The sequence below is a fragment of the Candidatus Tisiphia endosymbiont of Sialis lutaria genome (genome assembly GCF_964026535.1).
Lineage (GTDB): Bacteria > Pseudomonadota > Alphaproteobacteria > Rickettsiales > Rickettsiaceae > Tisiphia.
Genome location: NZ_OZ032153.1, coordinates 216,988 through 230,411, shown reverse-complemented (window position 1 = coordinate 230,411; position 13,424 = coordinate 216,988). Strand labels below are relative to the sequence as shown.

Here is a 13,424-nt window from a genome sequence, read left to right as displayed (position 1 = left end):
GAGCGATGCCTATAAGTAATAGGCGAGTGACGACGTTACCAATTTCTCATCAATTGACTATAGTATTTACAATCTTTGGGCTAGGTAGCAAAGTGGTAATGCCGTGGACTGCAAATCCTCAATGCGTCGGTTCGATTCCGACCCTGGCCTCCACAAAAAATATACTAATATGATGGGGTTTATTGAGCAATTCCTAGAAATGATGATAGCTGAGCGTGGAGTAGCTAATAATTCGAAGCTTAGCTACCAATGCGATCTGTTAGATTTTCAAAAATTTTTATTACAAAATAAATTATCAGAACTAAATATTAAAGCTGAAAATATTAGAGATTGGGTAGAATATTTAGCAGAAAATGGCTTGCAAGCAAGATCGATCAATCGGAAGATATCAACTATAAAAAACTATTATGAATTTTTAATTAGTGAAAAACATACCAATTATAACCCTACTTTGATGGTAGATTTACCAAAATACCAAACTAAACTTCCTGCTACATTATCGATTGATCAAATCAAAACTTTACTTTTATATTGCGAACAAGATAAAGATACTGATTCCATACGCCTAAAAGCAATGATTCATTTATTGTATGCAAGTGGATTACGCGTTTCTGAGCTTGTCAGTATCAAGCTAACTGATATTTTAGCAAATCAAATGTTGCAAGATAAAATGTCGCAAAATATTAAAAAGATATTTTCTATAACTGGTAAGGGCAATAAAGAAAGAATGGTGATCATTAATGAACAGGCTGCCCTCAGTTTGCTAGATTATTTAACTATTCGCAGTAACTTTATCAGCAAAAAACATTTAAAAAGTCAAATTTACTTATTTTGCTCTTCTGCCGCTAGTGGTCATATGACTAGACAGAATTTTGCAATTCTGTTAAAACAAGCAGCTATTAAGGTTGGGTTAAATCCAGATAATATCTCCCCTCACACTTTACGTCACAGTTTTGCTAGCCATTTACTAGAAGGTGGTGCAGATCTTAGGGTGATTCAAGAACTACTTGGACATGCTGATATTAGCACTACCCAAATATATACCCATATCCAAACAAAGCATTTAAAACTTGCCTTAGATCGCCATCCGCTAAAATCAACTATAATCAAATGACTTATATATTTCCAAAATTTTTATAACTAAGTATACTGCTCCCATTTGTCTAGGAGGCAGTATACAGGTTTAGCTATAAGGTTAATAATCATATGCAGATGCATTTGGTACATCGCCAGAAGGTTTTACATCTTCCGGGAAGAGCTGTTGAGAAAGTTCTTCCTTATCGTCCTCATTACCTACAAAACTATTCAAAATTTGCCATTTTTCATCTTCATTTAATTTATCTTCTGCACTTATTGGTGGGGTATCAGCACCAGCAATGGCTGAACAGGCATTTTCAGGGGCGTCATTAACATCTGGATAGAGCGTTACTGTTTCAGGGGTGTTAAACTCTGGATAGAGTAGCACAAAAATTGAAGCAGCATGAGTAGTATCTTTACATTGCTTAAAAATCAACTCTCTTTCCTCGTCATTTGCTTTTTGGATTACGTCCATATATAACTCTGGTAAGTCTTCTGGATTAAACCCATTTGCTAAAATTTTAGTAATATTTGAGATATGGTGTAACTCATCTCCTTTTGCTCCTAGTCCTTTCATATGCAATGCACCTAGTAGGAATTTTACTTTATCATTATACGTTGCAGGTACATCAGGATTTGTGGCTTTATTTAAATAATCATTTTTTAATATATTCCTCGGGTCAGAAAGTGCAGCATGAACTTCTAAGAAAGAATAATTTTGTGGAAACTCTAAAACTTGTACTAAATCTGAAGGTAATAACATAAATAACTCCTTTAATTATTTGTTGAGATTTTAGTAATTAGTTAACAAAAATTAGCTAATCGTAACAAACGGTACTATATTTGTTTTTTTTGGGAGTGTCAAGTATTCTTATATTAAATTGCTGAAGAGATGCTTGATATTTTATTACTTTTATAGTAACATATTACGTAGATATCTATAAATTATACTGATCAGTTTATGTCAAATACTAATTGTTATGATAAGGCAACTCGTAGAGATTTTATAACCTTAACTGCTAGCAGTATGGTTGTGGTTGGAGCAGCGTGTGCTACATATCCTCTTGTTAGTTCATTTAACCCTTCAGCAGATGTTCTTGCCCTATCTTCAATAGAAGTGGATTTATCTCAAATCCAACCAGGGCAAACTGTTACTGTTAAATGGCAAGGCAAGCCGGTTTTTATTACTAATAGAACTCCAGAAAAAATCGCTGAAGCAAGAAATGTAAATCTCGCCGAGCTAATGGATCCTGAGCTTGACCAAGATAGAGTTAAATCTGGGCATGATAAGTGGTTGGTGACTATAGGCATTTGCACCCATTTGGGTTGCGTACCACTTGCAAACCAAGGCGATTATGACGGTTGGTTTTGCCCATGCCATGGCTCTCAGTATGATTCATCTGGTCGAGTACGCAAAGGACCAGCTCCTTTAAATTTGGCTGTTCCACCATATGAATTTATTTCCGATACAAAAATTAAAATCGGATAATTATTTATGAATGAAAGTAATTATCCTGAAGAATCCAATCCAAACAAATCCAATCCGATCATAGAATGGATCGACTACCGACTCCCTATTTTCTCGTTCTTTAAACATCTAGGCGAATACCGAACACCCAAAAATTTGAGTTACCTATGGAACTTAGGGTCAATAGCTGGTATTGCCTTAGTAATTCAGATAATCACTGGCATTATTTTGGCTATGCATTATACCCCTCACGTCGATTACGCCTTCGAGAGTGTTGAAAAAATTATGCGTAACGTCAATTATGGCTGGCTAATACGTTATATACACTCAGTTGGGGCATCAATGTTTTTTGTTGTCGTTTATCTACATATCTGTAGAGGGTTATATTATGGCTCGTACAAAAAACCTAGAGAGTTATTATGGCATATAGGCATAATAATTTTTCTTATCATGATGGCTACTGCCTTTATGGGATATGTGCTGCCTTGGGGACAAATGAGCTACTGGGGAGCAACTGTAATCACCAATTTATTTTCAGCTATACCTGTCATTGGCAAATCGATAGTTACCTGGCTTTGGGGAGGTTTTTCAGTTGATAACCCTACACTTAACAGATTCTTTGCTTTACATTATTTATTGCCTTTTATTATAGTAGCTTTAGTCTTACTTCATTTAGTAGCCCTACATGTTCATGGTTCAAATAACCCCAAGGGTATCGATGTTAAATCCCCTAAAGATACTATTCCTTTCCATCCATATTATACTGTAAAAGATTTTGTTGGATTTGGTGTTTATTTTCTAATATTTGCTTTTTTTGTCTTTTTCAAACCAAATTATTTAGGACATCCTGACAATTACGTACCAGCTAATCCTTTGGTTACTCCAACTCATATAGTTCCAGAATGGTATTTTTTGCCATTTTATGCTATTTTACGGGCAGTACCGTCAAAGCTAGGTGGGGTAATATTAATGTTTTCTAGTATTTTGTTATTATTTGTTTTACCTTGGCTTGATAGCTCAAAAGTTAGAAGTGCCAATTATCGACCAATGTTCCGTATAGCTTTTTGGCTGTTCATAGCTGATTGTTTGGTACTTGGATATCTTGGAGGAAAACCAGCCGAAGACCCTTATATTACCTTAAGTAGATTTGCTGCTACTTACTATTTCTTTCATTTTTTCGTTGCAGTACCACTAATTAGCAAGTATGAGAAAACTTTGCCATTACCGGATTCTATATGAAAGATAATAAAATTACCTCTTATATCAAATTTTACCTGTGTTTGTTAATTTTGTTAGTATCCAATACTATCACTGCCAACGAAGCATTACCTACAAAAAAGATTGCTTGGTCATTTGACGGAATTTTTGCTAGCGTTGATAGAAAAGCTGCCCAACGTGGCTTTCAAGTCTATAAAGAAGTATGTAGTGTGTGTCATGGTCTTTATAATTTATATTATCGTAATCTTAAAGATATAGGATTTTCAGATGAAGAAATTAAAGAAATAGCCAAAAATTATACGGTGCAAGATGGACCCAATGATGCAGGAGAAATGTTTGAAAGACCAGCTCTACCATCTGATCCATTTGTTCGCCCCTATCCTAACGAACAAGCAGCAAGAGCAGCCAATAACGGGGCAGACCCACCTGATTTATCATTGATCATTAAAGCAAGACCTGATGGGGCAAATTATGTATATTCTATACTTACTGGTTATACTAATCCTCCTGAGAATTTTAAATTAATGCCAGGATTAAGTTACAATCCATACTTTCCGCATAGTCAAATTGCCATGCCAGCTCCACTAACAGATGGACAAGTACAATATATAGACGGAACAAATTCATCGGTAGAACAAATGGCTATGGATGTTACCGTATTTTTACAATGGACTGCTGAACCTGAAATGGAAAACCGTAAATCTATGGGTTTGAAGGTAATGATATTTTTAGTAATTTTTACAATTTTCTTTTATATTTCTAAAAATAGAATTTGGCAAAATGTCAAGTAACTTAATTATACACCAGCAATTATAAATTCAAAATGTAAATGACAGTAATATTGTTCTAATTACAACTTATAGATATCAATTTGGAGTAATATTTTTTTATCATTGTATAATGTTTATCCTATGCCAATATATAATTAATGTGTCTCCTATATGTACAAATTTATAGATTTATTTTGTGGTATTGGTGATTTTCGTATAGCTCTTGAAGAAAAAGGGATGGAGTGTGTTTTTTCATCAGATATTGATAAAGATGTGCAAGAAACTTATAAAAGGAATTTTGGAGAAAAGCCCATGGGTGATATTTCTGAGATTCCTGAGCAAAAAATACCAAAACATGATATTTTATGTGCCGGTTTTCCTTGTCAACCTTTTAGTATCTCCGGTAAACAGAATGGTCTACATGATATAAATGGTAAATTATTTTATGAAATAATTAGAATTGCACAATATCATAAACCATTAATATTATTGCTTGAGAATGTTAAAAATATTATGAATATTGATAATGGTAATGTTATTAAAACGATAGATATAAAACTTGATGAAATAGGATATAAGTACCCTACAATTTTTATTCTATAAGTATTAAGCAGCATAAAAACGTCATTGCGAGGAGGCGTGAGCCTACGAAGCAATCCATATAGTCTTGGTGTATCTATACTAATTCTCATGGATTGCTTCGTCGCTACTAAAGTAGCTCCTCGCAATGACTCTTAGCAGTCAGCTTTTTTACTCATCATAAGGAAATAAATAAAAAATTGTAAGGTATGATCGCAATGACACAAGCTATTTTCTATATGACTTTTAAATGCCATGTGTAAGGTAAGTAGTAAGAAACTATAGGAGATAATGTTTTTCCTTAGCAAGTTAGGCAGAGCTATAACTTGATAGCAACGGAATGACAATCAAAGAAAGAGCTGTTTTTAAAAATTTGATAAACAATCAGTTAAAGGTAGTGACAGCGAAAGTCGAACTTAGGCAAATATTACAAAAGTAATACTTGCTATATTAAGTCTTTAAAGGAGGTAATCCAGCCGCAGGTTCCCCTACGGCTACCTTGTTACGACTTCACCCCAGTCGCTAATTTTACCGTGGTTGGCTGCCTCTTACGTTAGCTCACCACCTTCAGGTAAAACCAACTCCCATGGCGTGACGGGCAGTGTGTACAAGGCCCGAGAACGTATTCACCGCGGCATGCTGATCCGCGATTACTAGCGATTCCAACTTCATGTTCTCGAGTTGCAGAGAACAATCCGAACTGAGATATCTTTTAGGGATTTGCTCCACGTTACCGTATTGCTTCCCTCTGTGGATACCATTGTAGCACGCGTGTAGCCCAACCCATAAGGGCCATGATGACTTGACATCGTCCCCACCTTCCTCCGGCTTATCACCGGCAGTTTCCTTATAGTTCCCGGCATTACCCGCTGGCAAATAAGAATGAGGGTTGCGCTCGTTGCGGGACTTAACCCAACATCTCACGACACGAGCTGACGACAGCCATGCAACACCTGTGTGTGGTCCAGCCGAACTGAAGGGATGCATCTCTGCTTCCCGCGACCACCATGTCAAGGGTTGGTAAGGTTTTTCGCGTAACATCGAATTAAACCGCATGCTCCACCGCTTGTGCGAGCCCCCGTCAATTCCTTTGAGTTTTAATCTTGCGACCGTACTCCCCAGGCGGAGTGCTTAATGCGTTAGCTACGAAACCGAAAGAATTTCTCCCGATATCTAGCACTCATCGTTTACGGCGTGGACTACCAGGGTATCTAATCCTGTTTGCTCCCCACGCTTTCGTGCATCAGCGTCAGTTGTAGCCTAGATGACCGCCTTCGCCACCGGTGTTCCTCCTAATATCTAAGAATTTCACCTCTACACTAGGAATTCCATCATCCCCTACTACACTCTAGATTAGTAGTTTTGAAAGCAGTTCCGAGGTTAAGCCTCGGGCTTTCACTTCCAACTTACTAAACCGCCTACGCACTCTTTACGCCCAGTAATTCCGAACAACGCTAGCCCCCTCCGTCTTACCGCGGCTGCTGGCACGGAGTTAGCCGGGGCTTTCTTGGTCAGGTACCGTCATTATCTTCCCTGCTGAAAAGGGCTTTACAACCCTAAGGCCTTCGTCACCCACTCGGTATTGCTGGATCAGGCTTTCGCCCATTGTCCAATATTCCCCACTGCTGCCTCCCGTAGGAGTCTGGGCCGTGTCTCAGTCCCAGTGTGGCTGATCATCCTCTCAGACCAGCTACAGATCGTTGGCTTGGTAGGCCATTACCCTACCAACTACCTAATCTGACGCGGACTCATCCATCAGCGATAAATCTTTCCTCCGAAGAGAATATACGGTATTAGCATTTATTTCTAAATGTTATTCCGTACTGATGGGCAGATTCCCACGTGTTACTCACCCGTCTGCTACTAACTAATTTAGAGCAAGCCCTAAATTAATCCGTTCAACTTGCATGTGTTAAGCATACCGAAAGCGTTCGTTCTGAGCCAGGATCAAACTCTCAAGTTTGATTCTGTCTACTTTTTATTCAAAAAATTGACAGGTTTAATTTATCACTTTAAGTGATAAGTACATTTTGCTGTCACTACCTATATCTGATTATTTACTTTTAAAAACAGCTTACGAGCTGATGAGTAATCATCTTTTCGTGTGGTAATCATATGCAAAATCTACTATGCTGTCAACTGCTATTTTGATTTTTTTTACAATAACCTTCTAATTTTTAAGATTAAACCTTTTACCCATAGCATATTGTTTTAATAAATTCTTAATCGGATCTATATTATCAATAGCTTTAAGCCCTAGACGTCTTAGGTACCATAAGGGTTTTGAATGATTTGAGAAAATACTATTTAGGCTCTCAGTAATCATATACATATTACAATTATCATTTTGTCTTAATTTTTGATATCGTTCTAGTACTACTGCATTTGTACCGCTACTTGCAACTAACCCAGTTAAAGTTTCAATATCTTTGATGCCCTGATTTAAGCCTTGACCAGCTAGCGGATGAATTACGTGTGCACTATCTGCCACTACTACTATTTTATTATGAAAATATTTACTAGTTACACGAGCTTTTAAAGGAAAAGAACTAATATCACTATCCACCGCAATAGCTCCTAGAGAATTGCCACAATTTCTACTTACCAAATACTCAAACTCTTCACTCGGCAAACTGGTCAATAACGTAGCCTGCTCTTGGCTGGTAGTCCATACTATCGATGAGGTTTTTTGATCCTTGAGAGGCAAAATGGCAAAAGGACCAGATGGCATAAAATGTTCAATAGCACAATTTTCATGATTTTTCTCATGCCTAATATTAAATGTCAAGGCAGTTTGATTATATGATTTTTCTATTTTATTGAAGAAATAATATTGACGGACTTTAGAATTATGCCCATCACAAACAATCAATAAGTCACTATTTATAGTTTTCTGATTATCTAAATAGATGATCGAATGATCAGCTTTACTATCGATCTTTTGATAACCACACTGATCAATTATGTTGATCAATGAGTTTTTTTTAACATTTTCTAGTAATATTTGCTTAAATTCACTGTTTTTTACTATATAACCTAATGCATCATTACCTTTGATATTTGGCAAACACAACATTTCTGGTGCCTTATTATCCACAACATAAATTTCCAGCATTTTGCCAGCTACCTGTTCAATCTCAGACCACAGATTATTAGCTTCTAAAAACCGTGAAGAAGCAGGAGTTAAGGCTGTAGTCCTGATATCAGCACAAAAGCTGCTAGAGTTTATTGATTGACACTCAAGGATCGTAGTTTTAATATTCTTTTCGGCAAATGATAATGCCGTAAGCATACCACTTAAACCACAACCTAATATTACTATTTCTTTTTTCATTACATTACATTATTAGACTGACCAATAAAATACTTTAAATATGCTCCACTTGCTATAAAGCTTAACAGAAAATAAATCAGAGCAATATCTAAATAACAATTATTCATTTTAAATGACCCAAGAAAACAAATGAATAAAGTCATTATACTAGTTAAACTATTCAGCACTAAGAGTTTTACAAAAATATTTCTATTTTTAAGCAATAAATAAATCATTAAAGCAACAAATAAAATATTAATGACTAAATAAAAATTTATCATAGACCTAATTAAAATTAATTAAAAATGGATTGCCACGCTCACATATGTTCGCTCGCAATGACATGTACGACCTCAAACGTCATGGCTCAGAGCTACTTTAGTGGCATTGATGCAATCCAGAAAAATGATTAAAATAGATTGCTACACTCACATACATTCGCTCGCAATGACGTGTATACGCCTCAAACGTCATTGCGAGGAGTGCGGAAACCGCACGACGAAGCAATCCAGATTTATTATAATTTTTGGATTGCTTCGTCGACCTTACAGTCTCCTCGCAATGACGGTTTCTCAATTATTGTTTTCTTAAACTGACGCTTATGTGCCTACGCGGGAATGACAAGAGGAAGCGGGAGTAACAACTTACAATTGCTTCGTCAACCTACGATCCTCCTCGCTAATAGACATTGACTATAAAGTATTTCTATATTTATGGTGCCGATAGAGGGAATCGAACCTCCGACCTACGCGTTACGAATGCGTCGCTCTGCCAACTGAGCTATACCGGCGAGATGTTTATAAACTTGCGTTAGTTTAACATTTTTGACCATTCTGGGTCAGAAGCATCTTGAGGGGTGATAACTTCTCTTTCATTATAACCGGTTAAATCAATGGAATATATACGATTTCTCCCAGCTACTTTGTTTCTAGGAGGCCAACCTTTAGCAAACATAATTATCCTACCATTGGTTGACCAGCAAGGACTTTCAACCAGATACCCGCTAGTTATAATTCTTTCACTATTTTCCTCACCATTAGCAAGAGCTTTCATCACCCCAATGGTAAAACCCTCTCTAGAAATTTTAGTAAAAGCTATATAATCACCTCTAGGCGACCAACTTGGTGCAGCATAAACTCCTCCTCCAAAACTGATACGTTCAACATTTGAACCATCAGAATTCATAATATATAATTGCCTTGATCCACTTCGATCAGAGTTAAAAACTATCTTAGTACCATCCGGTGAATAGCTAGGAGAAGTATTAATACCAATACCATTGGTCAATTGTTTAGTCACCATACTATTCAAATCAGTTTCAAAAATATGGGTAGCTCCATTTCTTGCCATTGACATTATAGCCTTATCCCCCTGGGGTGAAAATCTTGGAGCAAAGGACATACCAGGGAAATTACCAACCAATTTTTCTTTACCCGTTTTAAGATCACGAATGTAAACATGTGGTTTTTGCTTTCGTGCATACGATAAATACATAATCTTATCTGCTTGCGGCGAAAATCTTGGAGTAAGAACTAGATTTTTACCATCTGACAGATATTTGTGATTAGCACCATCATGATCCATCATAGCTATTTTCTTTACTCGCTTTAGATAAGGTCCACTCTCTGACACATACACTATTCTCGTATCAAAATAACCTGAATCGCCAGTAATTTTCTCGTAAATTTTATCAGCTATTTTATGTGCCACCCTACGCCATAAATTTGCTGATACTTCAAAAACCTCACCTATAAGATCTTTTTCTAAACTTACATCCCATAATATAAAACTAACCTTTAGCTTACCAGAAGATAGTTTGATAACTTCACCATTAATTAGCAGATTTGCATTAATTTGTCGCCAAGCAGCAAAAAGAGGCTTATGTTTTATTCCTAGAGTCTGTTCTATAAAAGAAGCAGTAGAAATAGGACGAAACATACCAGAACTTTTTAGGTCATTAGATACTACACTAATTATATCAGCACCAATTACACTATTACCACTATTATCTGCATCAAATTTATTAATGGCTATCGGCATTGGATCAACATGTCCACGCTCTATAACTATAGTTTCTATTGCATAGCTATTAAAGTTAGCAACTACTAATAGTATAACAAATAAATACTTGATCACTAATCCCACCTAGATCATTTTTTAACAAATTATATCAATTTTTTTACTAACTATATTTTATTAGCTACACTATAGCAGATAAATTGTAAAACACTAAGTATTAGAATGTAAAAAATAATAAATTTTATGAAAATAATGAAGAGATGCTTATACCTTGTTATCAACAGCAAGAATACTAATATTTGACATTCATAAATGATCAAGATACAATCAACATATGTGGCATAAAATGTTATATTATGCACAAATTGCTAGCATGGATATTATGGAAGTTATACGTACAAAATTAGGGGATGGTGGCAAAGTCATTATTCCATCAATCTTTCGTCACAATCTTAATCTAATGGCAGGAGATGACATTATATTACATATGAAGGATGAGACAATTTATATTACCACTCCTAATCAAGCTTTATCCAAACTACAAACAAAGGTGAGAAACCATATTAATGCCACTAATCAAAATGTTTCCCTTGTTGATGAGCTAATAGCCATGAGACGTTTAGAGGCAAAGCGTGAATAATAATATTATACTTGATGCTTCCGCATTACTCGCTCTCATCCAAGAAGAACAAGGGGCAGAGATAATAAAACCTTTATTAAAGTTTTCTGTCATGTCGACTGTCAATATTGCCGAATCTTTAACAGCATTACAGCGTTTCAGTATTTCACCACAAAAATCACTAACTTTGATTAGCGATATTATTACTCTAATTGTTCCATTTGATCTTGAACAAGCTGGGTATGTAGCCGAACTACAATCACATGTTCAGCACAAAGGTTTATCTTTAGGCGATCGTGCTTGTATTGCTTTAGGTATCAAATTACAAATACCCATATACACTGCTGATATGGTTTGGACTCAACTACAATTAAATAATGCAGATATTAAATTAATTCGCTGAATTCCTACAAAAATATATCCAGACAAGTTGTAACTGGACATTAAATTAACTTATCTTCTATTCTTTCTAACTGCCAAAAGAATATTTAGTTATTGGAGTATAAAACACCACTTAATTAATTATCTCCGACAATCAATTAGTCAGATTAGCTATAATTTCGAAAGAAATCCAATGTTAAAAAAATACTGAAAAGATAAAATATTGAATAGGCAAATAATTTCTTAGCCTGTTTATTATCTTTATCACGAAACAAAGAAACAGCATAATATAGAAAAATTAGACCTAATATAAATGCCGTAAGCAAATATAAATGATTACTTATTCCTAAGCAAAATGGCATAAATGTAGTAATAAACATAATTATACTATAGGCAAGAATTTGCTTCTTAGTATAATAATCTCCCTTTACTACCGGCATCATCGGAACACCACAATTTTTGTAGTCTTCTGAACGAAAAATTGCCAATGCCCAAGAATGCGGTGGTGTCCAAGTTAAAATAATCATAAATAAAGAAAAAGAGCCAAGAGAAATCTCATTAGTCACCGTTGCCCAACCAATCATAGGCGGTAATGCACCCGCCACCCCACCAATAACTATATTTTGCATGGTTGAACGTTTTAGCCACATAGTATAAATGAAGACATAATATAATATGGTTATTAATAACAATAAAGCCGATAGCAGATTAACACAAAGACCCATCAGAAAAACTGAGAAGAAGGCAACAACCACACCAAAAGCTAAAGCGTCCCGTGGTTCTATAACCCCGGTGACTAGAGGTCTATTTTGCGTACGTTTCATTATGGCATCAATATCTCTATCATACCACATATTAATAGCTGCACTACTACCAGCTCCAAGCGTAATACAGAGCATAGCAATGCACGCTATAAATGGATGAATTACGCCTGAAGCAAGCCATAGACCAGAAAAGCTGGTAAATACCACAAGTGCCATCACTCTAGGTTTCATCAGCATAATATAGTCCATAACCGAGCTATTATAGTCAATTGATGAGAAATTGGTGACGTCCTTACTCATGCTCGCCCATTACTTATAGGCGTCGCCCCATCGTTCCTAGCACCAAATTCCCCTGAATTGACTATACCGGACTCTAAACTGAAGGGGGGGATTAATGTTTTACTCATAACAACCTTGATACTCTGTGAACAAAATTATAGTCAATTGATGAGAAATTGGTGACGTCGTCGCTCAATACTCACCTATTACTTCATAGGCGTCGCTCCATCGCATAAGCGTCAGTTTAAGAAAATAAAGTAGAAAAGTCGTCATTGCGAGACCACGCAAGTAGGTCGTGGCAATCCATAAAAGTAATCAAAGATGGATTGCCACGACCTACTTGCGTGGTCTCGCAATGACGACTTTTCTACTTTATTTTCTTAAACTGACGCTTATGCACTCCATCACTCCTGCTACCTAATTATTATTGCTTTTATTCACTTTTATCAACTAATGCTATAATAGCTAATAAGGTTGAAAGCAAAATAAGTCCTACGCGTAGCCAATGCATCAATTCCCATAGTTTTAATTCATAAACTACTTGCAAAGGATCAATTGTACTATGAGCAAATCCTGCATTTGCTTTGACAAAATATACAAAAAATAACACAAATGTCATACCTAGCGATACTGCAGATGTACACCATAAGTTACGTCTCTTGCCAATTTTATTTTGCATTAATGCCAATATTACAGAGCATTGAGCTATTAGTCCAATAGTTAACATTGTAGCACCAATTGTAAAAGACCAACTGGAAAAATATGACAAAAAATCGGTAGGATTCATACTTTGCCAAAATGGTACTAATACTAAACCAATCACAATACAACCACCGGCAAAGATACTTATTGCTATTAATGCTACTAGCTCTATAATTTTTGGCATGATACCCCCTTTTTTAGTATTTTTATTTAATTAAAACAACTTCCAGACCTC

Annotated in this window: 13 protein-coding genes, 2 tRNA genes and 1 rRNA gene; 8 read left to right on the top strand and 8 right to left on the bottom strand. The window is 35.9% G+C overall.

The annotated features are described in order from the left end of the window. Positions 1-78: 78 nt before the first annotated feature. Positions 79-153 (top strand) — tRNA-Cys (locus tag AAGD20_RS01125). Positions 154-172: 19 nt separating this feature from the next. Beyond that, on the top strand, positions 173-1,114 hold the full coding sequence (locus tag AAGD20_RS01120) for a site-specific tyrosine recombinase XerD (protein ID WP_341749416.1): 942 nt from the start codon (positions 173-175) through the stop codon (positions 1,112-1,114). A gap of 81 nt (positions 1,115-1,195) precedes the next feature. Here AAGD20_RS01120 and AAGD20_RS01115 read toward each other — a convergent pair whose 3' ends face one another. Next, a complete protein-coding gene (locus tag AAGD20_RS01115) occupies positions 1,196-1,840 on the bottom strand; it encodes a hypothetical protein (RefSeq protein WP_341749092.1) in 645 nt (214 codons plus the stop codon). Between the two features lie 198 nt (positions 1,841-2,038). Between AAGD20_RS01115 and petA the strand changes: the two genes are divergently transcribed. From petA to AAGD20_RS01095, 4 genes are all read left to right on the top strand, one after another. Then, the gene (petA, locus tag AAGD20_RS01110; RefSeq protein ID WP_341749091.1) at positions 2,039-2,566 is read left to right on the top strand and encodes a ubiquinol-cytochrome c reductase iron-sulfur subunit; all 528 of its coding nucleotides are present in this window, start codon (positions 2,039-2,041) and stop codon (positions 2,564-2,566) included. A gap of 6 nt (positions 2,567-2,572) precedes the next feature. Beyond that, on the top strand, positions 2,573-3,784 hold the full coding sequence (locus AAGD20_RS01105; RefSeq protein ID WP_341749090.1) for a cytochrome b: 1,212 nt from the start codon (positions 2,573-2,575) through the stop codon (positions 3,782-3,784). Next, a complete protein-coding gene (locus AAGD20_RS01100; RefSeq protein WP_341749089.1) occupies positions 3,781-4,554 on the top strand; it encodes a cytochrome c1 in 774 nt (257 codons plus the stop codon). The genes AAGD20_RS01105 and AAGD20_RS01100 overlap by 4 nt, the downstream gene beginning before the upstream one ends. Before the next feature lie 150 nt (positions 4,555-4,704). Further along, entirely contained in the window at positions 4,705-5,136 is a 432-nt protein-coding gene (locus tag AAGD20_RS01095) for a DNA (cytosine-5-)-methyltransferase (RefSeq protein ID WP_341749088.1), read from the top strand. A 436-nt stretch (positions 5,137-5,572) separates the two neighbouring features. Here the strand turns inward: AAGD20_RS01095 and AAGD20_RS01090 are convergent. The 5 genes from AAGD20_RS01090 to tolB form a co-directional block, all read right to left on the bottom strand. After that, positions 5,573-7,075: ribosomal RNA gene (locus AAGD20_RS01090) — 16S ribosomal RNA — on the bottom strand. A 207-nt stretch (positions 7,076-7,282) separates the two neighbouring features. Beyond that, positions 7,283-8,446, bottom strand: a complete 1,164-nt coding sequence (locus AAGD20_RS01085) for an FAD-dependent monooxygenase (protein ID WP_341749087.1) — start codon at positions 8,444-8,446, stop codon at positions 7,283-7,285. Continuing rightward, entirely contained in the window at positions 8,446-8,706 is a 261-nt protein-coding gene (locus tag AAGD20_RS01080; protein WP_341749086.1) for a monovalent cation/H+ antiporter complex subunit F, read from the bottom strand. Before AAGD20_RS01080 ends, AAGD20_RS01085 begins: the two co-directional genes overlap by 1 nt. A gap of 433 nt (positions 8,707-9,139) precedes the next feature. Beyond that, a tRNA-Thr gene (locus AAGD20_RS01075) sits at positions 9,140-9,215 on the bottom strand. 20 nt (positions 9,216-9,235) lie between these two features. Continuing rightward, on the bottom strand, positions 9,236-10,561 hold the full coding sequence (tolB, locus tag AAGD20_RS01070) for a Tol-Pal system beta propeller repeat protein TolB (RefSeq protein WP_341749085.1): 1,326 nt from the start codon (positions 10,559-10,561) through the stop codon (positions 9,236-9,238). Positions 10,562-10,778: 217 nt separating this feature from the next. On the opposite strand from tolB, the gene AAGD20_RS01065 reads away from it, so the two are divergent. Beyond that, complete coding sequence (locus AAGD20_RS01065) at positions 10,779-11,084, top strand: hypothetical protein (protein WP_341749084.1); 306 nt, start codon at positions 10,779-10,781, stop codon at positions 11,082-11,084. Continuing rightward, positions 11,077-11,466 carry a type II toxin-antitoxin system VapC family toxin gene (locus AAGD20_RS01060; protein WP_341749083.1) on the top strand — a complete coding sequence of 130 codons (390 nt, stop codon included), beginning with the start codon at positions 11,077-11,079 and terminating at the stop codon, positions 11,464-11,466. The genes AAGD20_RS01065 and AAGD20_RS01060 overlap by 8 nt, the downstream gene beginning before the upstream one ends. Positions 11,467-11,611: 145 nt before the next feature. Here the strand turns inward: AAGD20_RS01060 and cyoE are convergent, their stop codons facing one another. Both cyoE and AAGD20_RS01050 read right to left on the bottom strand, forming a co-directional pair. Beyond that, entirely contained in the window at positions 11,612-12,508 is an 897-nt protein-coding gene (gene cyoE / locus AAGD20_RS01055) for a heme o synthase (protein WP_341749082.1), read from the bottom strand. Positions 12,509-12,920: 412 nt separating this feature from the next. After that, a complete protein-coding gene (locus tag AAGD20_RS01050) occupies positions 12,921-13,373 on the bottom strand; it encodes a DUF1772 domain-containing protein (protein ID WP_094649544.1) in 453 nt (150 codons plus the stop codon). Positions 13,374-13,424: the final 51 nt, after the last annotated feature.